Here is a 21478-nt window from a genome sequence, read left to right on the forward strand (position 1 = left end):
GAGCTCCTCAGCCCCGCAACGGTTTGCGGGCCTCGACCAGGACGCGCGTGGGATAGGTCACGAACCGTCCCTCCTCCTCGATCTGCTCGTGGATCGCGCGCAGCCGCGTGAGAAAGGGCTCCGCCGTGAAATCCGGTACATCCCAGATCAACTTGCGCAGAAAGTAGACGACTGCACCGATGTCGAAGTACTCCGCGGCGAGCTTCTCGATGCGGATATCCAGTACCTGCAACCCGGCAGCCTGAGCCTGCGCCTCCTGAACCGACGGCTCCATGTGCGCGCCCAGGTCTGGCATGGGTCCCAAGACCGCTTCGATCAGCTCGATCGCGGTCGCCGGGCCGGGATGCTGGGCGAGATAGGTGCCCCCTGGCCGCAGAACCCGCGCGATCTCACTCCACCACACCGCAATGGGGTGCCGGCTGGTGACAAGGTCGAACGCTTCGTCGGCGAACGGCAGCGGGGGTTCGTTGCGGATCAGTAGGACGGCGACGCCGCGGGGATTGAGCCGGTGCGCCGCCCGGGCCGCATTGGGTGGCCATGACTCGGTGGCCGCCATGGTCGGCGGGAACTTCTCCACGCCGGAGAGCACCTCTCCGCCGCCGGTCTGCAGGTCCAGCGCGGCTGACACGCCGGCCAACCGTCGGCTCATCATTCGCTGAAAACCCCACGACGGCCGCTCTTCCGTGGCGCGCCCGTCGAGCCAGGAGAAGTCCCAGCCGTCGACAGGAGCGGCCACCGCCTCCGCGAGCAATTGCTCGAACGTCCCGCCCACCGAGATCACCCAGCCACCGGTGTCCGGCCGGGCGCGCGCGCTGCCACGAGGGCGGCCAGTGCGCAGAGCACCAGGATGATGAGCACCGGCCAGATCGCGGTGACGAGGGCGAGCTGTCCGAAGACCGCGCCCAGGATCCCGGTGGCCACGGCGACGAGCGTAGCGGCGAAGCTGATCAATACCGCACGTTCTTCCTCGGCGGCGTAGGCGCTGATCCACGAAACCATCCCGGCCGCAACGGCGGCGTTGGCCAGCACGACGAGGAAGAAGACGACACCGTACGCCCAAAGGCGTGGTTCGGTCGTGACGAGTTCGTTGGCCGCGCAGACCACGGTTGCGACACCCCCGACGATCGCACTCGACATGAGTATGCCGCGGACTCCGAACCTGCCGAACACCCTGCGCCACACGAACGAGCCGGCGACCAGACCCGCCGCCGAACTGATCACGATCAGGTGCAGGCTCTCCGCCGTGTCGACGTGGGCGAGCGCGGTGCGAAGCGAGAAGAACGTCTCGCTCACGAGGATCGGCACGAAGACGAGCTGGGCCGCCAGGAACACCCGGTACCAACGGGTTTCGCGGACCACGGCGATACCTTCGCGAAAGTCCTCGATCATCCGACGCGTTACGCCGACAGTCGGTGACGTTGACGGCCCGACCATCATCGCGGCCACGAAGGCGATCCCCATCGCTGCGGCGCTGAGCCAGAGGACATCGAGGTGTCCGTCCGCGGCGTCGCGGTGGGGCAGCAGCGGTATGAGCCCCAGCGTCCCGATGACGGTCAGGATGGCACCCAACGCCTGCTGGTTGAGCACCAAGTCGTTGCGTCGCGTTTCGGTCAGCGCGCGCGAGATGATGCCGGCGTAGGCATTGTTGGCCACGCCCATGGCGCCGCCGATGAGCACCGACGACGACAGGAAGGCGAATACAACCAGCGTGTTGTACAGCGCCGCCACAGCGACGAAGACGGTCAGGACGGCGATGGTGGCCGAGGCGACGGCGATGATCATGTTCTGGTGGCGCCCTGACCACTTCACCGCCAGCGGAGACAGCGCGTTTCCGACGACGAAGCCGACACTGAAGCTCGGGACGACGAGACCGGCCGCCCGACTCATGCCCTCGGATGCCATGAGAAACGGCAGGACGGCGAGCACGCTGCCCAACTGGGCGCCCATGAAATAGAAGGCGCCAAACCCCATCAGCGCCTGATACCGGCTCTCGGCGATGGCCACCGCGTGCCCGTCTCCTCCCGGTGTCGATCGACGCGATGGCGTCGCCCTGACCGTCGATGGTGTCAGGTCGAAAGAGAACGTGCTGATGATTCAGGGTGTTAACCGCCGACCGGTATTCGTGCGCCGGTGAGAGGAGCCGAAACCCCCGCCTTGTCGGCTTGAAAGTGGGTCGGACCGTGTCGGTGACTATCGCGTGGGCATGTTCGCGAGTTCGACGGCCCGACTTAGCGTCTCACGATCGACGATGTCGGCAGCATTCATCGGTTCGGTGAGGACGCCCGACTCGGTCGCGATGTCGATCATGAATTTCACGCTCTCCTCTGAAAGACCGCCGTCGTCCGTCCAGAACGGATATCGCAGGATGAGGTCGAACAGCTCTCTGAGGGATTCTTCGGACGGCGGGGATTCGACGTAATCGTGGACCGCGGTTCGGAATAGGGCGAAGTCCGTCTTGAGTGCTTTCATGGCGCGTAGCGTGGTGGCGCAGTACCTGGCGGCGAGTTCGCGGTTCTGTGCGAGCCAATCCGCTCGGGCGGCCTGCGCTACCTTGATGAATCCGGGGGCGTTCTCGTACAGGGTCGCGATCAGCACCGGTCTGTTCACCGTTGCTTTGGCGCCGTCGTATTGCGTGTCGTGAATCACCGTGGCATCGAGCTCGCCAGCGGCCCACGCGGCCGTTCGAGCGTTTGCGGTTTCGATGATCTGCTCATTCGGAATTTCGTGGATGTCGCGGGGCTCGCCGATACCGCTCAGCAGGGCGTTGAGCACGATGGCTCCAGCGCCGCCCGGGCTGTCGATACCCACCCGGGTCGACGGATCGAACAGCTGGCTGGCGGTGTTCACACCGTTGGCGCCTGCCAGGACGAAGTCGTCCATGCTGACGTAGGGGCAGAACATCTTGACGTTCTCGCCGTGCTCGCGTGCATCCAAGATTGCGGAGACCGACGTCGCCAAGACCTCCGTCTTTCCGTCGAGCAAGGTCTGTACCGCGTTGGTGTGGTCATCGAATTTCGTGACGTTCTGCTCGACGCTCATCGTCAACCCGAAGTCGCCACCGTAATTGGCGATGCCGAAGACCAGCGGGATCTGCGACGCCTGTGGTTGCGAACCCAGCACGACGCGCAGCGAATCCCCGCCTGGCTCGGCCGGTTGGGCTGAGACGGAGCCGCAACCTGCGAGCGTGAGCGCGGCGACAATGCTGACGGTCGTCAAGCAGGCCGCTCGCGTTCGATGACTCTTTGTTGACACGGCTCTCCCTGATTCTCATTCGTCGTCGGCTTGTCGAGCACGCGGCAGAGCGACAAACGACTCGCTGCGTGTAGTGCGATTGCGATCAGTCGACGGAGCCCGACGTGAGCGCTACGGGATGAACTTCCGATTCTCGGAGCCGGTGACGGGAATCGAACCCGCGTTCTCAGCTTGGGAAGCTGATGTTCTGCCATTGAACTACACCGGCACGCCTGGCATGAGCCAGTGATCAGGAAGGCTAACACCCGAGCGGCTACGCTCGTCGCGTGCTGCTCTCCGATCGCGACATCAGGTCCGAAATCGCCGCCGGTCGGTTGGGCATCGACCCGTTCGAAGAATCACTGATCCAGCCGTCGAGCGTCGACGTGCGGCTGGACAACCTGTTCCGGGTGTTCAACAACACCCGCTACACCCACATCGACCCGGCACTGCGCCAGGACGACCTCACCACGCTGGTCGAGCCCAAGGAGGGCGAGCCGTTCGTCCTTCACCCCGGCGAGTTCGTCCTCGGCTCGACGCTGGAACGGTGCTCGCTGCCCAACGACCTCGCCGGCCGGCTCGAAGGCAAGTCGTCGCTCGGCAGGCTCGGCCTGCTGACCCACTCCACCGCGGGCTTCATCGACCCGGGTTTCAGCGGGCACATCACGCTGGAACTGTCCAACGTCGCGAATCTGCCGATCACGCTGTGGCCGGGCATGAAGATCGGTCAGCTGTGCCTGCTGCGGCTGACCAGCCCCGCCGAACATCCTTATGGCAGTTCGCAGGCGGGCTCCAAGTACCAGGGCCAGCGCGGGCCCACGCCCTCGCGCTCGTATCTGAACTTCGTCAAGTCCAGCTGAGCTCGCTCGGCAGAAGACTGTGAGGTTTCGGTAATCGCGCCGAAACACGAAACATGCCGGAAACATCGCCGCCGCGTGGCTGAAACCTACGGTCGAAATGCTTCGTCGGAACTTCGCCGAAGGAGCCGACGTGCCAGAGATCGATCCCACCGCGACCGCTTGGTTGTTGGCCGCCACCGCGATGGTCCTGCTGATGACCCCGGGACTCGCCATCTTCTACGGCGGCATGGTCCGCACCACCGGCGTGCTCAACATGATCATGATGTGCTTCATCTCGATCCCGGCCTGCACGGTGGCGTGGCTATTGCTCGGCTACACCGTCGCGTTCTCCGACGACGCCGGTAAGGGACTGATCGGGAACCTCTCGCACTTCGGCATGCTCGGCATCGATCCGACGACCGTGCGCGGAGCCGTGCCCGAACTCCTCTTCGCCACCTTCCAACTGACCTTCGCGATCGTCACCGCCGCGCTCGTCAGCGGCGCGATCGCCGACCGCGCGCGATTCTCGGCGTGGGTGGTCTTCGTGCCCGTGTGGACCGTCGCGGTCTACGCCGTCGTGGCGCATTGGGTCTGGGGACCCGACGGCTGGCTGTTCAACCTCGGGGTGCTGGACTATGCCGGCGGCCTGGTGGTCGAGATCGTCTCGGGCGCTTCGGCGTTGGCGCTGGCATTGGTGCTGGGCCCACGCATCGGCTTCAAGAAGGACGCCATGCGCCCGCACAACCTACCGTTCGTTCTGCTCGGTGCGGGCCTGCTGTGGTTCGGCTGGTTCGGGTTCAACGCCGGCTCGGCCCTGGCGGCCAACGGCACAGCGGCAGCCGTCTTCCTCAACACCTTGGTGGCGGGTTGTCTGGGCATGCTGGGCTGGATCACCGTCGAGCGCTTCCGCGACGGTAAACCGACGACGTTCGGCGCCGCCTCCGGTGTGGTGGCCGGCCTGGTCGCGATCACACCGTCGTGCGGGACGGTCAACACTCTCGGCGCGTTCGTCGTGGGCTTGGCCGCCGGCGTCATCTGCTCCTACGCGGTCGGCTTGAAGTTCCGGTGGAACTACGACGACTCGCTGGACGTGGTCGGCGTGCACTACGTCGGCGGTCTCGTCGGTGTACTACTCATCGGATTCCTCGCAACCGAGGTGATGACCGCCGGTCCCGAGGGCCTGTTCTACGGCGGCGGACTCACCCAGCTCGGCAAGCAGGCGATGGCGGCAGTGGTGGTCAGTGTCTATGCGTTCGCCATGTCGTTCGCCTTGGCCAAGATCATCGACCGCGTTCTCGGGTTCCGGGTCAGCGCCGAGGACGAGACGACCGGCGTCGACTTCACCCAGCACGCCGAGACCGCCTACGCCGAGGGTGTGCACGGCCATCAGCCGGTGCGCCGGCCGACCCTGGGCGGTCCGGCTACCTTGCAGCAGCGCGCCGACGCCGCCGAGGACACCGCGGACTGAACGCGGCTACCGGCGGAATTTGAACGGCCTGAGGCGTTCGGCCGTTGACCCGAGTAGGGTCGAGGTACCGGCGTCGTCGGGGCGCCGGAGCTGCCCAATGTCGGATCGGACTTGATCGGCTGCAGCAAATGCGTTCGGGATGTAACGCCCATGCTGAGCAAGTCGATTAAGTACTAGTTGTCGGCCGGTGCGGAGTGCGAGGCCCATCAGCGAACTTGATAGCGTAGCAAACTTTTTGGAGGGGTCAGTGGACATCGTGCTGGGTGTGTCGACCACACCTACGACGGTCCGCATGGTGCTGGTCGAGGGGGAGATGGCCGACGGGGTGACCGTCGATCACGACTCGTTCGACGTCACCACGAACGAAGGCTCGGCAAACTCGGCAGCGGAGCAGGTCGTCGAGGCCATCCTGGGCACCCAGGAGAGCGCCGCCGCGGGTGGCCATCACCTGAGGTCGGTCGGCATCACCTGGAGTGATCATTCCCAGGGCGCGGCACTGCGTGACGCCCTCGCGGCCAGGGGCCTGGACGACGTGATGCTGGTGTCCGCGGGCCACGCCGCCGCGGAGCTTGCCCAGGCCGCGGGTCGCGCGGTCGGGTACGACACCACCGCACTGTTGTTCGTCGATCGCGACACAGCGACCCTTTCGGTCGTGCAGTCCGACGACGGGTCGGTGGTCAAGGTGCTCAGCCGCAGTCTGCACGGCGGCGATGCGATGGGGATCCTGACCGAGATGGCGGCCGCCGTCGACGCGCAGGATTCGCCGCCGCAGGGCATGTTCGTCGTCGGCTCGGGCGTCGACGTGTCGTCGGTGAGGGAACACCTTCAGCATCTGGTCAGCCTCCCTGTCAGCGCGCCCGATGAACCCGAACTGGCACTGGCTCGCGGCGCCGCATTGGCCGCCGCCAACGCGCCGGCGCTGGAGTCGTCCACCGTGGGGCTCGCCTATTCGCAGGATCCCGACGGCCCGACCGCGGGTTCGGCTCTCGCGGGCCTGGCCGGCGCCGAGACGCAGCTGGCTGCGGTCGGCTCCGATGGGGCATCCCTCGACGACTACGACCCCCAGACCGAACTGCAGCTGTCTGACGGGGAGCGTAAGCCGTTCCTGCTCGTGGGTAGTGCGCTGACGTCCATCTTCGTCGTCGGCGTTGTGGCGCTGGTCATTTCGTTGGCGGTGAGTATCCGCCCGACGGCCGACCAACGGCCCAGCCCCGGCCAGAACGCGCTCGTTCCGACCGTCGTGCCGGCGGCCCCGGCGCCGGCGCCGGCTCCGGAAGCGAAGCCGGCCGAGGTGCCGCCGCCTGCGCCGCCACCGGCCGCACAGACCATCAAGCCGCCGGTACCCGTTGCGCAGCAGGTTCCGCAGGCGCCGCCTCGGACCGTGTACGTGGAGGCTCCGCCGCCCGCGGCGCCGCCGCCCGCCGCCCCGGCGCCCGCACCTGCCGCGCCGCCGCCTGCCCCGGCGCCGGTGCCGGTGTACATCCCGCCGCCCGTGTACAACCCGCCGCCGATCTACCGGCCGTGGAACCCGCCGTGGCGGCCGCCGTATCTGAATCCGAAGCCGTGGAATCCGCCGAAGTGGAATCCACCGTGGGACGACGAACCGGAGGAGCAGCCGGAGCTGCCACAGACTCCGCAGCTCCCGCAGGTCCCGCAGCAGCCGCAGCAGCCGCAGGTCCCGCAGCAACCCCAGGTTCCGCAGCAACCCCAGGTTCCGCAGGTGCCGCAGTCGCCGTCCCAGGGCTCAGGGGGCTCGGGCTCCGGGTCTAACGGCTCCGGCTCAAGTCGTAGCCCCTACAACCCGGGTTCGCAATACCCCGGAGCGGGATCCTCGCGCCGTGGTGGTGGCGGAGGCGGGTGCTTCCTGATCTTCTGCAGCGGAGGCTGAGCCCGCCGGGGCTAGCCGCGTTCATTCGTAACCCACCGTTGGTGTGCTGCTAAGTGTCGCGTAGCGATGCGCTCATCGCGGCTGCCTAGAGAGGTGGTATGCGATGCTCTGTTTTCGGCACGGGTTATCTCGGTGCGACGCACGCCGCCGGAATGGCCGAACTCGGGCACGAGGTAATAGGGGTCGACATCGACCCTGGGAAGGTCGCCAAGCTCGCCTCCGGCGACATCCCGTTCTACGAACCTGGTCTACGGAAGATGTTGAGCGACAACATCGCTGCGGGCCGGCTGAGCTTCACCACCGACTACGACGCGGCGGCCGAATTCGCCGATGTGCACTTCCTCGGGGTCGGAACTCCACAGAAGAAGGGCGAATACGGCGCGGATCTCCGCCATGTGCACGCCGTCATCGACAGATTGGTGCCGCTGCTCACCCGGGCGGCGGTCATCGTCGGCAAGTCCACGGTCCCCGTCGGGACCGCAGCCGAACTCGGCGAGCGGGCGCGGGCGTTGGCAGCAGGCGGCATCGACGTCGAGGTGGCGTGGAACCCCGAATTCCTGCGTGAGGGCTTCGCCGTGCACGACACGCTGCATCCGGACCGGATCGTGCTTGGCGTACCGGGGAATTCGGTGTCAGCCGAAGCGGCGGTCCGCGAGCTGTACGCACCGCTTCTCGCCGAAGGCGTGCCCTTCCTCGTTACCGACCTGCAGACCGCCGAGCTCGTCAAGGTGTCCGCCAACGCGTTTCTCGCCACGAAGATCTCGTTCATCAACGCGATCTCGGAGGTGTGTGAGGCGGTCGATGCCGACGTCACGATGCTCGCCGACGCGCTGGGGCATGACCCACGCATCGGGCGGCGATTCCTCAACGCGGGCCTCGGATTCGGCGGCGGCTGCCTGCCCAAGGACATCCGTGCATTCATGGCCCGTGCCGGCGAGCTCGGTGCCAACCACGCGCTGACGTTTCTTCGCGAGGTGGACAGCATCAACATGCGCCGTCGCACCCGAATGGTGGAGTTGGCCACAACCGCTTGCGGCGGCTCACTTCTCGGCGCGAACATCGCGGTTCTCGGCGCGGCGTTCAAACCCGAGTCCGACGACGTGCGTGACTCACCCGCACTCAACGTCGCGGGCATGCTGCAGCTCAACGGCGCCACCGTCAACGTGTACGATCCCAAGGCGATCGAGAACTCGCAGCGGCTCTTCCCCACGCTGAACTACTCGACATCGGCGGTGGAGGCCTGCGAACGTGCCGATGCGGTGCTGGTGCTGACCGAGTGGCGCGAGTTCGTCGAACTCGAACCCGGCGATCTCGCCGAGACCGTACGCGCCAAAGTCGTTGTGGACGGCCGTAACTGCCTCGATGCCGACCGCTGGTTCAACGCGGGCTGGCGGGTGTACTGCCTGGGCAAGAGCCCGCGTGGGGTCAGTCCGCCGTCGCTTGTCTGAGCATCCCGTCGAAGCCCTGCCACAACAGCCTGACGACGAGTTCGACGACACGTTCCCGCGGCGCGTCGCGGTTCTCATACCACCATCGGGCCACGCCGTCGGCCGCCGATTGGGTTGCGCGGGCGAGGATCCACGCGGCCTCGTCGAGGGTGATGCCGTTCAGCTGGGTCCGATCTCCGGCGCCGAACCGGATCAGATCGGCGATGCTGGCGGTCCCGCGATCGGCGATCTCCCGACACGCCGCGGCGATCTCCGGATCGGCGTGCATGTCCTGGTGCAGCACGCGCCAGAAGAACGGGTCCTCCTCGATGAACGCGAAGTAGCTCGAAATGCTGGCACGGACCATCTCCTCGACCGAACCTCCCTCGAGGCGGCGCAGTGAACGCTCCCGCAACTGTTCGGAGTGCGCTTCGAGAAGCGTGATGTGTAGTTCGCGCTTGGAGCCGAAGTGGTCGTAGAGAACCGAGGGGACGACTCCGGCGCGGGCGGCGATGTCGGCCATCTTGGTGGCGGTGTACCCGTGCTCGGCAAACACCTCCACGGCCGCATCGAGGATGCGGACCCGGCGCTCCTCGGCGGACATCCGCTTCCTTGCCATACCGAATGATAATTCGGTAAGCTCGTATCCCATAACCGAATTACAATTCGGTTGATGGCGCAGGCACCGTTTCAGGGCGGGAGGGGCATGACTCAAGGCCCGATCAAGCAGCGGATTCACTGGCTTGCCGTGCACGGCGGAATCCGCGGATTCTCCAAGTTCGTCGCCCGTAAGGGCGATCCGCAGGGCCGCCTGCTCGCCGACCCCGCCGTGCGGGCGAACCCCGTCGCATTCATCGAGGAAGTGCGGGCGATGGGTCCGATCGTCAGGTGTCGTGCGGCGTACCTGACCGTCGACTACAAGGTCGCCAACGACCTACTGCGTGCCGATGACTTCGAGGTCTTCGGGATGGGTTCCAATCTGCCGAAACCGGTGCAGTGGGTGGCCGACCGCACCCGGTCCGATCTGATGCACCCGATTCGACCGCCGTCGATGTTGTCCGTGGAGCCGCCGCAGCACACGCGCTACCGCAAGCTGGTGTCGTCGGTGTTCACGCCGCGTGCGGTCGCCGCACTGCGTGACCGCGTCCAGGAGTCGGCCAACGCGCTTCTCGACGGGCTAACAGACGCCCGTACCACAGATATTGTCGACCGGTACTGCTCACAACTTCCCGTCACGGTCATCGGCGACATCCTCGGGGTGCCGGAGGACGCGCGGCCGCGCATCCTCGAGTTCGGTGAACTCGGGGCACCGAGCCTCGACATCGGATTGACGTGGCGGCAGTACCAGACGGTCAACCGAGGTATCGAGGGTTTCAGCGGCTGGCTGACGAACCACCTGCGGGCCCTGCGCCGCAATCCCGGTGATGACCTGATGAGCCAGATCATCGTGGCCTCGGAAGGGGCCGAAGGGGGTCCGCTGACGGAGCGGGAGCTGCTGGCGACCGCGGGGCTGGTGCTGGCGGCCGGGTTCGAGACGACGGTCAACCTGCTTGGCAACGGAATTCGGATGCTGCTGGAGACCTCTGAGCATCTCGGCACCCTGGCGTCCCGTCCCGAGCTGTGGCCCACCGCGGTCGAGGAGATCCTGCGGCTGGACTCGCCGGTGCAACTCAGTGCGCGCATCGCGACCAAGGACAGTGACGTGGCCGGCATGACGGTGCCGCGCAACAAGGCCGTGATCATCTATCTCGCGGGCGCCAACCGCGATCCCAAGGTCTTCGACGATCCGCACCGGTTCGACATCGAACGCCCCAATGCGGGCAAGCATCTGTCGTTCTCCGGCGGCAGGCACTTCTGTCTCGGCGCGGCGCTGGCGCGCGCCGAAGGTGAAGTCGGGCTGCGCACGTTCTTCGAGCGCTTCCCGGACGCACGGCTCGCCGGTGAGGGCAGCCGTCGCCAAACGCGGGTGCTGCGTGGCTGGTCGTCGCTTCCGATCACGCTCGGAAAGGCCCGCGCCGCTGTAGGTTAGTGATGTGGACTTGCGAGCGGCGCTGCTCGACCAAACCCAGGCATTCGGCGAATTGGTCCGCGGCGCAGACCCTTTGACGCCGATCCCGACCTGCCCCGACTGGACGCTCAAGCAGTTGTTCCGCCATGTCGGCCGGGGCACCCGGTGGGCCGCGCAGATCATCTCCGAGCGCCGCAACGAGCCGGTCAACCCGCGCGAAGTGCGCAACGGCAAGCCGCCGGATGATCTCGACGCCGCGATCGACTGGCTCAACGCCGGGCCCCATGCAGTGATCACTGCAATAGATCAGGTCGGCTCCGACGCCCGGGTCTGGACCGCTGCGGGCATGCGGCCCGCGGGATGGTGGATCCGCAGGCTCCTGCACGAGGTGGCGGTGCACCGCGCCGACGCGGCCTTAGCGCTCGGCGCCGACTACGACGTGTCGCCGGACCTGGCGGCCGACGCTATCAGCGAGTGGATCGAGCTGATGGTGCTCCAGGCGACTCGACAGACCACCCCGCCGCTGGAGCGCGGCCGCACACTGCACCTCCACGCGACCGACGCCGGGCTCGGACCGACCGGCGAGTGGACCATCGCGCACGACGATGGAGGCCTGTCCTGGACTCACGATCACGGCAAGGGAGACGTCGCGCTGCGCGGACCGGCCAAAGATCTGCTGCTCGCGGTCGTGCGCAGACGCCCGGTGACCGAGCTCGATATCGAGGTCTTCGGTGACTCCGACGTGTGGGACGGGTGGCTCGAGCGCACCCCGTTCTGATCGGCACCTGCGCGGCAGTTGGTACCTTCACGACCATGACCACATCGGAGATCGCGACCGTGCTGGCGTGGCATGACGCGCTCAAAGACCAGGACCTCGACACCCTGATCCAGGTCTCCAGCGATGACATCGAGTTCGGCGAGGCCGGCGGCGCAGGCCAGGGACACGCCGCCCTGCGCGAGTGGGCCACAACGGTGGCCCCCGCAGCGGCGATACCGGGGCGGATGTATGTGCGCGACGGCGTGGTGGTCGCGGAGGAGGAGGACGGCAAGGCGTCGGCGTTCCGGGTGGTCCGCGATCACGTCACATCGGTGTTCCGCCACGACGACCTGGCATCGGCCTTGGCCGCCACCGAGATGTCCGAGAAAGATCTGGTGAGCTGATGAAGGGGATCATTCTCGCCGGCGGATCGGGAACCCGGCTCTATCCGATCACCATGGGCGTCAGCAAGCAGCTGGTGCCGGTCTTCGACAAGCCGATGATCTACTACCCGCTGTCCACTCTGATCATGGCGGGCATCCGCGACATCCAGGTGATCACCACCGCGGAGGACGCGCCCGCGTTCCACCGGTTGCTGGGCGACGGCTCGCATTTCGGGATCAACCTCACCTACGCCGTACAGGACAGGCCGGACGGTCTGGCGCAGGCGTTCATCATCGGCGCCGACCACATCGGCAATGACTCAGTGGCATTGGTGCTGGGCGACAACATCTTCTACGGCCCGAGCCTGGGCACCAGCCTGACGCGGTTCCAAAATATCGATGGCGGTGCGATTTTCGCGTACTGGGTGGCCAACCCGTCCGCCTACGGTGTGGTGGAGTTCAGCGATGACGGTATCGCGCTGTCCTTGGAGGAGAAGCCCGCAACCCCGAAGTCGCACTACGCGGTTCCCGGCCTGTACTTCTACGACAACGACGTCATCGAGATCGCGCGCTCGATAGAGCCCTCATCGCGAGGCGAATACGAGATCACCGACATCAACCGGATCTACCTGAACCAGGGCCGCCTTGCGGTCGAGGTGCTGGCGCGCGGAACCGCGTGGCTGGACACCGGAACATTCGACTCGCTGCTGGACGCCAGCGATTACGTGCGCACCATCGAACGCCGGCAGGGCCTGAAGATCGGTGCTCCCGAGGAAGTGGCCTGGCGGGCCGGTTTCATCGATGACGACCAATTGGCCGCGCGCGCAAAGGAATTGCTCAAGTCCGGCTACGGTGCGTATCTGCTGGGGTTACTGGAGCGGTAGGCGTCGCGAGCATTGCGGCGATCGCCGTCGTCAACGGCACCGACAGCGCCAGCGCGATCCCGCCGACCGCTGAGCGCGCAATTTCGATTGCCACACTCTCACTGGTCAGGACGTCACCCAGCGACCGGTTGGCGACGCTGAACAACAACAGCAGCGGTAACGCGCTGCCCGCGTACGCGAGCACCAGCGTGTAGACGGTGCTGGCGATATGGTCGCGGCCCACCCGCATCGCGCCGACGAACACCGCCCGGCGGGAGGCGCCCTCCATCCCGGCCAGCTCGAACGCCGTCGACGCCTGCGTGACGGTGACGTCGTTGAGCACACCGAGCGAGCCGACGATGAACCCGGCCAGCAGCAGGCCGGTGATCGACACATTGCCCAAATACGTTGCGACGGCGTTGTTCTCTTCCTCAGAGAGGCCGGTCAAGTGGGTCAACTCGATTGCAGCCCAGGACAATAGGGCCGCCAACAACAAAGAGGCCAGCGTGCCGAGCAACGCCGCGCTGGTGCGCAGGCTCACGCCGTGTGCCAGGTAGATGACCGCGTAGAGGATCATCGACGACGCCACCAACGCGACGGGGATGGCTGCGGCGCCGTCACGCAGGGCAGGCAGCATGAACACGACCAGCACCACGAACGCGACGACGATGCCGATCAGCGCCCGGAATCCGCGCCACCGAGCCACCGCGACGACCACTACCGCGAACACCACGGCCAGCCCGATCAACGGCCACGCCCGCTCGTAGTCGTAGAACGAGTACGTGGTGGTGCCGGTCGGATCGACCTGACGGGTTATTCGGATCTGGTCACCGACCGCGAGCTGAGGCTGCCCGGCTCCGCCGCTGAATTCCAGCAGCGTGTTCGCGCCCTCGTTCGGGCCGGAGTCGATGGCGACGAACGCCTGCACACAGTTGGGGTCACCCTGCGCGGGCGCCGGAGGGGCGGTCAGCACCGCACCCACCGACTGGTACCCGCACGGCGCGGCACTGGTCGACACCACATGGCCCGCCTCAGTGGTGACCGCACCACCCGCCGCGTTCTGGAACGGCAGCGGGATGTCGACCTTCTGCTTACTCGGCCACAGCCAGGCGGCGCCGGCCAGCGTCACCACACCAATGGCGATCAACAGGCCGACGACAACCTTGGCGGCGAGCGGTCCGAAGGGCGTTGGACCCTGGAGGGAATGCGAATGCGCGTGCGAGTGCGTCACCCGCAACAGGGTAGAGGTTGTTTATCGGGGTCCAGGGCGACCGGGATCGACACTGGTGCCGACTGGCCTGTCGGTGACACCGCGGGTACGGCCCAATGCGGCGCCGAGGGCGACCATCCCGACTCCGAGCACGAGATGCAGCCAGTTGTCGGCCTCGTTGACAGGCACGAAGTTCGCCGCGCTGTGGTGATCGATCACGAGCCCGTAGACGAAGAGCACCAGGTACACGATGCCGCCGCCGATGAGGAACATGCGCGCGCCGTTGAAGGTGCGGGCCAGGACAACACCGGCGATGCCGAATGCCAAGTGCACCAAGTTGTGCAGCACCGACACGTTGAAGATTCCGAGCAGTGCCGCTTCCGAGTGATGGCCCGCGAAGCTGAGCTGGTCGTAGTTCGTCGTGATGCCCGGGATGAAACCGAGTACGCCGACGGCCAGGAAGACCACGCCGACAACAAGGGCGGCCTTCTGCACTGGTGTCGCGAAGGTGGTGCGGGCTGGATGAGATGTAGTCATATAAATCGCCTCACTTAGTGGTTACCGGTACGGACTCCCTCGGCTGGAAGCGAACGCCCCCGTGAGATACCCGGGCATCTCCGCGGCAAACGCCTTGCGGAGGTTCGTTGTCAGCTAGGTGTCGAAGTGTTTGGACGCGCGTCAGATCGGGGAACGATGCGGCATGGACGATGTCTGGGAGTGTGTCGTCGTCGGTGCCGGCGCAGCCGGCTTGAGCGCCGCACTCGTACTCGGCCGCGCACGTCGTCGTACCTTGGTTGTCGACGTGGGGCTGCCGAGCAACGCGGCGGCCGCCGCCATCGGCGGACTGCTGGGCCATGATCAACGCCCGCCTGCCGAGTTGTATGCGAAGGGCCGTCAGGAACTGGCGGCCTATCCCACTGTCGAGTACCGCCACGCCGAAATCGTCGACGGCTCCGTCGTCGATGCCGGCGATCAGATTTTGCGACTGGTGCTCGACAGCGATGCGGAGATAACCGCCCGCCGCGTACTACTGGCCTCCGGGATGCAGTACTGCCCACCGAAGATCATGGGAATCGACGAGCTTTGGGGCAGAACGGTTTTCCAGTGCCCGTTCTGCCACGGCTGGGAGATGCGCGACAAGCGACTGGCGACACTGGCCACCGGTGAGGACGCCGTGCACTCGGCGTTGATGCTGCGCGGGTGGAGCGACGATGTCGTGCTACTCACCGACGGTCCATCGGATCTCGACGCCGGTGGACGACGACTATTGGAAGCCGCCAACGTCGGAATCGTCGAACGGAGCATCGTGCGCCTCGTGGGTCATGACGCCCAACTGTGCGCCATCGTCTTCGACAACGGCCGCCGCCTTGAACGTGACGGGCTGCTCGTCGAGGCGCCCCTGCGGCAGCGGTCCCGGCTCGCGGAGCGGCTGGGCGCGACCTGTGCGCCCGGACCGCTCGCCGCCGACTCCGTCGAAGTGGATTCGCTGCACAGGACCAGTGTTCCCACCGTTTTCGCAGCCGGGGACATCTGTACCGAGCATTCCGATGTCGCCGGTGCCATCGCGGGCGGCGCGCAGGCTGCCATGATCATCGTGCAGAGCCTGCTGGCCGACGAGTTCGGCCTGCCCTACCCGCCCTGAGGCGAGGTCTGACGCTTGCGCTTCTCGGCGTCGGCCAGGTCCTCGATCTGATCGGCCTGCGCGCGCTTGGCATCGGCTTCTGCGCGTTCCTCTGCCGCATCCTCGAGCTTCGATGCCGCAGCCTTGGCGGCCGCCTGCTCGTCGGCGCGAATTTTGGCGTGCTCCTCGCGCTTTGCCGCTTCCGCTGCCTTGGTGCGCTGTGCCGCCACTACGTCGGCCTGCCGCTTCGCGGCTGTCGTGCGTTGTGCGCTCGCCACTGACGCCTCGCGCTTCTGCTCATTGGCCGAGGCGCGCGCATCGTCGATCTTGCCCTGCGCCGCGGAGCGTGCGTCTTGTTGCTCTTTGACGGCCTTGTTGCTCTTGGCTTTCAGGTCGGCCCGTGACTGCTGCTGTGCCTTTTCGGCCGCCGCATCCAGTCGGGCTGCTCTGCCCAGCGCATCGCTACGCTTGGCGAGCGCAGTGCCGCTCTCCGCAAGTTCCTTGTCGCCCAATGCATTCCCGACTGTGGCATCAAGCATGCCCAGCGACCGTTCGTAAAGCAACCGAGCGGGTGCCTCCGAGTCCATGCGGCTGACGACGCGCTGCTCGATCAACTCGAGCGGGAATCGCGCGATTCGGTATTGAAGGCGCAAGACGGCCAGTGGGGCCTCGACGATTTTCATTGGAACTCCTCTAGGTGTGCCGGTGCTCAGGGCAGGTCGGCTTGGTTGGTCATCTGGTCCGCTTGCCGTCTGATGCGGTCGGCCTCGGCCTTCGCGGTGGACGCGGCTCGCGTCGTAGAGAGATGGTCATCGACTGCGTCGGCCACTTCTTCAGCGGCGGATTCGACGTGCGCACGCTCCTCTGCTTTGGCCTGCGCGATGTTGGCCTGCGCATCGAGCTCGGCCTGAGTCTTCTCGCGGGCAGCCCGCTGCTGCTCGGACTTCTCCGCTGCGCGTTTCAGGCTCTCCTGCTGGTCGCGCGCCGACTTCTGCGCCGCAGCGGTTTCCGCGTTCACCGCGACTCTCTCCTGTGCGCCTTCGGCCCTGGCTTCAGCTGCTTGTTCACGGGCCTTCGCGGCCTCGGCGTCCGCGACAGCCTCGACATTGTTGGCCTCTTTACGCTCCTTGGCCTGCGCCTGTTCAAGCTGGCCCTCCGCGGTCAACGAATCGTTGCCGGTCACAGCGCCGGCGACCTCCTTGACCTTTCCCTTGACGGAGTCGAGCAGCCCCTTGCGGGCTTCGTCGGCCTTCTTGTGCTCAGTCATCTGGCCCTTTCCTGGCGGGTCGACGCCGAATAAACGGCGGTTGCGCAGTAATCCGCGCCATGTATTTCGTGATTTGGACTGCGCTCCAACGAATCGGAATCAATGCATTCCGACCGTGAATTCGCGGACCGGGTGCTCCGTCCGCAGGGCAGTGGTTACCCGACGCTGGTGGCGATAAACCTGAGCGGCTACTGCCGGTAGCTGGCCAAGAAGTTGCCCAGCCGCTCGATCGCGCTGGCCAGATCACGGGCCCACGGCAGCGTCACGATGCGTAGATGATCGGGTGTCGGCCAGTTGAAGCCGGTGCCCTGGGTGACCAGGATCTTCTCCTGCAGCAGCAGGTCGAGAACCAGCTGTTCATCGTCGACGATGTCGTACACCTCGGGGTCCAGCCGAGGGAAGGCATAAAGGGCGCCTTGGGGTTTCACACACGAGACCCCGGGGATCTCGTTGAGCTTCGACCATGCGACGTCGCGCTGTTCGAGCAGGCGCCCGCCCGGCAGCACGAGGTCTTCGATGCTCTGATGTCCGCCCAGCGCAACCTGAATGGCGTACTGCGCCGGCACATTCGGGCACAGACGCATGTTGGCCAGCAGGCTGATGCCCTCCAGGAAACTGGCCGCATGCTCCTTGGGGCCGGTGATCACCAGCCAGCCCGAGCGGTATCCGGCCACGCGATAGGCCTTGGACAAACCGTTGAACGTCAGTGTGAGCAGATCCGGCGCCAGCGTCGCCAGGCTGATGTGCTGGGCGTCGTCGTAGAGAATCTTGTCATAGATCTCGTCGGCGAGCAGCAGCAGTTGATGCTTGCGCGCCAATTCGACCATCTGCTCGAGGATTTCGGCGCTGTACACGGCGCCGGTGGGGTTGTTCGGGTTGATCACCACCAATGCCTTGGTGCGGTCGGTGATCTTGGCTTCCAGGTCGGCGATATCGGGCTGCCAACCCTGGGTCTCGTCGCACAGGTAGTGCACCGGCGTCCCGCCGGCCAGCGAGGTCGACGCGGTCCAGAGGGGATAGTCCGGCGCTGGGATGAGCACTTGGTCGCCGTTGTCCAGCAGCGCCTGCAGTGTCATCGTGATCAGTTCGGAGACGCCGTTGCCGAGGTAGACGTCGTCGATGTCGAACTTCGGAAAGCCCTCGATCAGTTCGTAGCGGGTGAAGACCGCGCGCCGGGCGGGCTGGATGCCCTTCGAGTCCGAATAGCCCTGTGCGTACGGGAGCGCCTGGATCATGTCGCGCATGATGACGTCGGGCGCCTCGAAGCCGAACGGGGCGGGATTGCCGATGTTCAGCTTGAGGATGCGGTGACCTTCGGCCTCCAGTCGTGACGCATGCTCGTGTACCGGTCCGCGGATCTCGTACAGGACGTCCTGCAGCTTGGACGACTGCGTGAACGTGCGCTGGCGCGGATGATGTCCCGCGGTATGCAGGTTCACGTGGTGCGTGGTCACGCCCACCATCGTCTCATTACCGTCCAGCAAATATCGAAAAACGCCGGTTCAGCGTTTGCCGGGCGGCCGGGCACCCTTGGCGATACCTAGGCCTTTGACCGGTGGCGCCGCTGTTTCGCCGTTGCTGTCGCCGGCCGGCTCGGGCTCGGGTTGGGCTGCCGCAGGCTCCGGTGCCGATTTGGGTGCCGCCGCAGGTGCCGCCTTCTTGGCTCCTGGCCGCCGCGCGCCGGGGGCGATCCCCAGGCCCTTGACCTCGGGTTCAGGCGTCGCGGGCGCTTCAGCCGCGGGCGCTTCAGCTTCGGGTTTGGCCTCCGGTTCAGCCGCCGGTGCCGCAGCGGCAGGCGCTGCCTTCTTGGCTCCGGGCCGCCGTGCACCCGCCGCAATGCCGAGGCCCTTGACCTCGGGCTCGGGCTTCGCGGGCGCTTCGGGCTCGGCCTTGGCCTCGGGCGCGGCTGCGGCGGCCTGCGGGGCTGCCTTCTTGGCACCGGGACGCTTGGCGCCTGTGGCGATGCCGAGGCCCTTGACCTCGGGCTCCGCTTTCGCCGGAGCTTCGGCGGCAGGAGCGGCGGACGCGGCTGGTGCCTTCTTCGCGCCCGGACGCTTCGCCCCGCCTGCGATTCCCAGGCCCGTGACGGGCTTGGTGTCGGCGGTGGCTGCGGAAACAGCTGGGGCAGCCGGTTCCGGCTTGGCCTCCTCGGCCTCTGCCGGTGCCGCTTCTTCGGTGGGTGCCGCCGCCGCGATGCTTGCAGCGCGCTCCTCGGCCTCCTTGGCCGCGGTTCCCTTTTCGGGCAGCTTCACGCCGGTCGTGTCGAGCGACTCGAGAAGCAGCTGCGCCACGTCCTTCACTTCGGCCTTCGGCACATCCTTGGCCGCGGCGACGTCGTCGACGCCGTCGGTGATCATCACGCGGCAGAACGGGCAGCCGGTGGCGATCGTCGACGCTGTGTCCATCGCCTCCTCGGTGCGCTCCACGTTGACGCGCTTGCCGATGTGCTCTTCCATCCACATGCGGGCGCCGCCTGCGCCACAGCACAGACCGCGATCGGCGTGACGCGGCATCTCGGTGAGCTTCGCGCCGGATGCCCCGATGAGCTCACGCGGCGCCTCGTAGACCTTGTTGTGCCGGCCGAGGTAGCACGGATCGTGGTAGGTGACATCGACCCCACCGTCGGCAGGCTTCACCGGCACCAGCTTCTTGTCGCGGATCAGCCGGTTCAGCAGCTGGGTGTGGTGCAGCACGGTGTAGTTGCCGCCCACCTGCGGATACTCCCGGCCGAGCGTGTTGAAGCAGTGCGGGCAGGTGACGACAACCTTGCGGTCCACGCGTTCGACGCCCTCGAAGAGCTCGTTGAGCGTCTCGACGTTCTGGGCGGCCAGCTGCTGGAAAAGGAACTCGTTACCCGAGCGGCGGGCCGAGTCGCCGTTGCAGGTCTCACCCTCGCCGAGCACCAGATACTTCACGCCCGCGGTCGCCAGCAGTTCGGCGACGGCCTTGGTGGTCTTCTTGGCCCGGTCCTCGTAGGCGCCCGCGCACCCGACCCAGAACAGGTACTCGTACCCGTCGAACGACTCGACGTCCTTGCCGTAGACCGGCACGTCGAAGTCGACCTCGTCGATCCAGTTGGTGCGGTCCTTGGCGTTCTGTCCCCACGGATTGCCCTTGGCCTCAAGGTTTTTGAACAGCACGCCGAGTTCGCCGGGGAACTCCGACTCCATCATCACCTGGTAGCGGCGCATGTCGACGATGTGGTCGATGTGCTCGATGTCGACCGGGCACTGCTCGACGCACGCACCGCATGTCGTGCACGACCACAGCACGTCGGGGTCGATGACGCCGCCCTGCTCTTCGGTGCCGACCAGCGGCCTGGTCGCCTGTGCGGGGCCCGAGCCCAGAATCCGTTCGAAACCGGATTCGGGGACGTGCTCGTGGGAATGCTTCTCCGACTGCTTCTCGCCGCGCAGTTCCTCGCCGAGGCCACCCTCAGGGGTGTTCTCCAGCGGGCTCTCTTTGTCGCCGAGGATGTAGGGCGCCTTCGCGAACAGGTGATCGCGAAGGTTCATGATCACGAGCTTGGGAGACAGCGGCTTACCGGTGTTCCACGCGGGGCACTGCGACTGGCACCGGCCGCATTCGGTGCACGTGGTCATGTCGAGGTAGGCCTTCCACGTGAAGTCCTCGATCTTGCCGCGGCCCAGGATCGCGTCCTCCGGCGGATCCTCGAAGTCGATGCGCTCCCCGTTGTACTCGACGGGCAGCAGCGGACCCAGCGCGTTGGGCATGCGCTTGAACGTGACGTTGACCGGCGCCAGACCGATGTGCAGGTGCTTGGAGTGCAACACGATCAGCAGGAAGATCAGCATGACTGCGATGTGCCCGATCAGTGCCAGCGTCTCGATCCACTCGTTGGCCGTCTCGCCGAAGGGCTCCAGCGCCTTGCCCATGATTTGAGAGAAGAACGCCCCGTTGCCGTAGGGCAGGGCGTGGGTGTTGGCGCCGGCGCCACGGACCAGGGCGTAGGTCCAGATGACGTTGAAGATCATGAAGAGGATCAGCCAGGCGCCGCCGGTGTGGGAGCCGTAGAAGCGGGAGTCGCGGCCGTGCTTCTTGGGCTCGCGGACGATGCGGATGATCGCGAACGTGATGATGCCGAGCAGCACGGCGACGGCGAAGAAGTCCTGGAGGAAGCCGAGGGCGTCCCAGCGACCGATCAACGGGATGTGGAAGTCGTGGTCGACGACCTGACCGAACGCCTCGAGATAGACGGTGGCGAGGATGAAGAAGCCCCACATCGTGAAGAAGTGGGCGATGCCGGGGATCGACCAGCGAAGCAGTCGGGTTTGCCCGAAGACCTCCTCGATCTGCGTGGTGATGCGCTTGCCGAGATTGTCCTTGCGGTTGTTCTCGACGCTGGTCTTCGCGCCGGAGCGGATGAGGTTCGTGAGGAACAGGACGCGCTTCAGGGCGAAGACACCGACGATCGCGACCATCAGGGCCACCACGACGATCCTGATCAGCATCTGGGTTTCCATCGCACGCCTCCCGTTCCAAGTTACTCAAGGGT

At 66.2% G+C, this 21478-nt stretch carries 19 protein-coding genes and 1 tRNA gene; 9 read left to right on the plus strand and 11 right to left on the minus strand.

Annotated features, from left to right (window positions below; all coding sequences use genetic code 11):
- Positions 1 to 7: 7 nt before the first annotated feature.
- From H7J93_RS22075 to H7J93_RS22090, 4 genes are all read right to left on the minus strand, one after another.
- The gene (locus tag H7J93_RS22075; RefSeq protein WP_267308436.1) at positions 8 to 772 is read right to left on the minus strand and encodes a class I SAM-dependent methyltransferase; all 765 of its coding nucleotides are present in this window, start codon (positions 770 to 772) and stop codon (positions 8 to 10) included.
- Between the two features lie 5 nt (positions 773 to 777).
- On the minus strand, positions 778 to 2004 hold the full coding sequence (locus H7J93_RS22080) for an MFS transporter (protein ID WP_267308437.1): 1227 nt from the start codon (positions 2002 to 2004) through the stop codon (positions 778 to 780).
- A 186-nt stretch (positions 2005 to 2190) separates the two neighbouring features.
- On the minus strand, positions 2191 to 3216 hold the full coding sequence (locus H7J93_RS22085; RefSeq protein WP_267308438.1) for an ABC transporter substrate-binding protein: 1026 nt from the start codon (positions 3214 to 3216) through the stop codon (positions 2191 to 2193).
- 173 nt (positions 3217 to 3389) lie between these two features.
- Positions 3390 to 3460 (minus strand) — tRNA-Gly (locus H7J93_RS22090).
- Positions 3461 to 3518: 58 nt separating this feature from the next.
- Between H7J93_RS22090 and dcd the strand changes: the two genes are divergently transcribed.
- The 4 genes from dcd (at position 3519) to H7J93_RS22110 (ending at position 8874) form a co-directional block, all read left to right on the plus strand.
- On the plus strand, positions 3519 to 4091 hold the full coding sequence (dcd, locus tag H7J93_RS22095; protein WP_267308439.1) for a dCTP deaminase: 573 nt from the start codon (positions 3519 to 3521) through the stop codon (positions 4089 to 4091).
- Positions 4092 to 4221: 130 nt separating this feature from the next.
- Positions 4222 to 5538: an ammonium transporter gene (locus H7J93_RS22100; protein ID WP_267308440.1), complete on the plus strand. Its 1317-nt coding sequence runs from the start codon at positions 4222 to 4224 to the stop codon at positions 5536 to 5538.
- A 247-nt stretch (positions 5539 to 5785) separates the two neighbouring features.
- Positions 5786 to 7426 (plus strand): DUF7159 family protein, encoded by a 1641-nt coding sequence (locus tag H7J93_RS22105; protein ID WP_267308441.1) that lies wholly within the window; start codon positions 5786 to 5788, stop codon positions 7424 to 7426.
- 98 nt (positions 7427 to 7524) lie between these two features.
- Positions 7525 to 8874, plus strand: a complete 1350-nt coding sequence (locus tag H7J93_RS22110) for a UDP-glucose dehydrogenase family protein (RefSeq protein WP_267308442.1) — start codon at positions 7525 to 7527, stop codon at positions 8872 to 8874.
- On the opposite strand, the gene H7J93_RS22115 is transcribed toward H7J93_RS22110, so the two are convergent.
- Positions 8852 to 9472, minus strand: coding sequence for a TetR/AcrR family transcriptional regulator (locus H7J93_RS22115; protein WP_267308443.1), 621 nt, complete (start codon positions 9470 to 9472; stop codon positions 8852 to 8854). The two genes, H7J93_RS22110 and H7J93_RS22115, sit on opposite strands and share 23 nt — an antisense overlap.
- 87 nt (positions 9473 to 9559) lie before the next feature.
- On the opposite strand from H7J93_RS22115, the gene H7J93_RS22120 reads away from it, so the two are divergent.
- From H7J93_RS22120 to rfbA, 4 genes are read left to right on the plus strand one after another with little or no spacing between them, the layout of a single operon-like run.
- A complete protein-coding gene (locus H7J93_RS22120) occupies positions 9560 to 10882 on the plus strand; it encodes a cytochrome P450 (protein ID WP_276022302.1) in 1323 nt (440 codons plus the stop codon).
- 4 nt (positions 10883 to 10886) lie between these two features.
- Complete coding sequence (locus H7J93_RS22125; protein WP_267308444.1) at positions 10887 to 11639, plus strand: maleylpyruvate isomerase family mycothiol-dependent enzyme; 753 nt, start codon at positions 10887 to 10889, stop codon at positions 11637 to 11639.
- 35 nt (positions 11640 to 11674) lie between these two features.
- Positions 11675 to 12022 (plus strand): nuclear transport factor 2 family protein, encoded by a 348-nt coding sequence (locus H7J93_RS22130; RefSeq protein ID WP_267308445.1) that lies wholly within the window; start codon positions 11675 to 11677, stop codon positions 12020 to 12022.
- A complete protein-coding gene (rfbA, locus tag H7J93_RS22135) occupies positions 12022 to 12885 on the plus strand; it encodes a glucose-1-phosphate thymidylyltransferase RfbA (RefSeq protein WP_267308446.1) in 864 nt (287 codons plus the stop codon). Before H7J93_RS22130 ends, rfbA begins: the two co-directional genes overlap by 1 nt.
- Here rfbA and H7J93_RS22140 read toward each other — a convergent pair.
- On the minus strand, positions 12839 to 14095 hold the full coding sequence (locus H7J93_RS22140; protein WP_267308447.1) for a YibE/F family protein: 1257 nt from the start codon (positions 14093 to 14095) through the stop codon (positions 12839 to 12841). The genes rfbA and H7J93_RS22140 overlap by 47 nt on opposite strands.
- A 21-nt stretch (positions 14096 to 14116) precedes the next feature.
- The gene (locus H7J93_RS22145; protein WP_267308448.1) at positions 14117 to 14611 is read right to left on the minus strand and encodes a DUF4383 domain-containing protein; all 495 of its coding nucleotides are present in this window, start codon (positions 14609 to 14611) and stop codon (positions 14117 to 14119) included.
- A gap of 163 nt (positions 14612 to 14774) precedes the next feature.
- Between H7J93_RS22145 and H7J93_RS22150 the strand changes: the two genes are divergently transcribed.
- Positions 14775 to 15716 carry an NAD(P)/FAD-dependent oxidoreductase gene (locus H7J93_RS22150; RefSeq protein WP_267308449.1) on the plus strand — a complete coding sequence of 314 codons (942 nt, stop codon included), beginning with the start codon at positions 14775 to 14777 and terminating at the stop codon, positions 15714 to 15716.
- Here H7J93_RS22150 and H7J93_RS22155 read toward each other — a convergent pair.
- From H7J93_RS22155 to H7J93_RS22170, 4 genes are all read right to left on the minus strand, one after another.
- Entirely contained in the window at positions 15704 to 16378 is a 675-nt protein-coding gene (locus tag H7J93_RS22155; RefSeq protein ID WP_267308450.1) for an IF2 family translation initiation factor, read from the minus strand. The genes H7J93_RS22150 and H7J93_RS22155 overlap by 13 nt on opposite strands.
- Positions 16379 to 16404: 26 nt before the next feature.
- Positions 16405 to 16962 (minus strand): CsbD family protein, encoded by a 558-nt coding sequence (locus tag H7J93_RS22160; RefSeq protein WP_267308451.1) that lies wholly within the window; start codon positions 16960 to 16962, stop codon positions 16405 to 16407.
- A 188-nt stretch (positions 16963 to 17150) separates the two neighbouring features.
- Positions 17151 to 18425, minus strand: a complete 1275-nt coding sequence (locus H7J93_RS22165) for a pyridoxal phosphate-dependent aminotransferase (protein WP_372507998.1) — start codon at positions 18423 to 18425, stop codon at positions 17151 to 17153.
- A gap of 39 nt (positions 18426 to 18464) precedes the next feature.
- The gene (locus H7J93_RS22170) at positions 18465 to 21446 is read right to left on the minus strand and encodes a (Fe-S)-binding protein (RefSeq protein WP_267308452.1); all 2982 of its coding nucleotides are present in this window, start codon (positions 21444 to 21446) and stop codon (positions 18465 to 18467) included.
- Positions 21447 to 21478 lie beyond the last annotated feature (32 nt).

This window comes from Mycobacterium barrassiae (assembly GCF_025822765.1).
Taxonomy (GTDB): Bacteria; Actinomycetota; Actinomycetes; order Mycobacteriales; family Mycobacteriaceae; genus Mycobacterium; species Mycobacterium barrassiae.

What these genes read in the sequence shown, in the direction of transcription:
- H7J93_RS22110 (WP_267308442.1), top strand. Translation starts at nt 7,525, where the DNA reads ATGCGATGCTCTGTTTTCGGCACGGGTTATCTCGGTGCGACGCACGCC.
- H7J93_RS22115 (WP_267308443.1), bottom strand. Translation starts at nt 9,472, where the DNA reads ATGGCAAGGAAGCGGATGTCCGCCGAGGAGCGCCGGGTCCGCATCCTC.
- H7J93_RS22120 (WP_276022302.1), top strand. Translation starts at nt 9,560, where the DNA reads ATGACTCAAGGCCCGATCAAGCAGCGGATTCACTGGCTTGCCGTGCAC.
- H7J93_RS22130 (WP_267308445.1), top strand. Translation starts at nt 11,675, where the DNA reads ATGACCACATCGGAGATCGCGACCGTGCTGGCGTGGCATGACGCGCTC.
- rfbA (WP_267308446.1), top strand. Translation starts at nt 12,022, where the DNA reads ATGAAGGGGATCATTCTCGCCGGCGGATCGGGAACCCGGCTCTATCCG.
- H7J93_RS22145 (WP_267308448.1), bottom strand. Translation starts at nt 14,611, where the DNA reads ATGACTACATCTCATCCAGCCCGCACCACCTTCGCGACACCAGTGCAG.
- H7J93_RS22150 (WP_267308449.1), top strand. Translation starts at nt 14,775, where the DNA reads ATGGACGATGTCTGGGAGTGTGTCGTCGTCGGTGCCGGCGCAGCCGGC.
- H7J93_RS22155 (WP_267308450.1), bottom strand. Translation starts at nt 16,378, where the DNA reads ATGAAAATCGTCGAGGCCCCACTGGCCGTCTTGCGCCTTCAATACCGA.
- H7J93_RS22160 (WP_267308451.1), bottom strand. Translation starts at nt 16,962, where the DNA reads ATGACTGAGCACAAGAAGGCCGACGAAGCCCGCAAGGGGCTGCTCGAC.
- H7J93_RS22165 (WP_372507998.1), bottom strand. Translation starts at nt 18,425, where the DNA reads ATGGTGGGCGTGACCACGCACCACGTGAACCTGCATACCGCGGGACAT.
- H7J93_RS22170 (WP_267308452.1), bottom strand. Translation starts at nt 21,446, where the DNA reads ATGGAAACCCAGATGCTGATCAGGATCGTCGTGGTGGCCCTGATGGTC.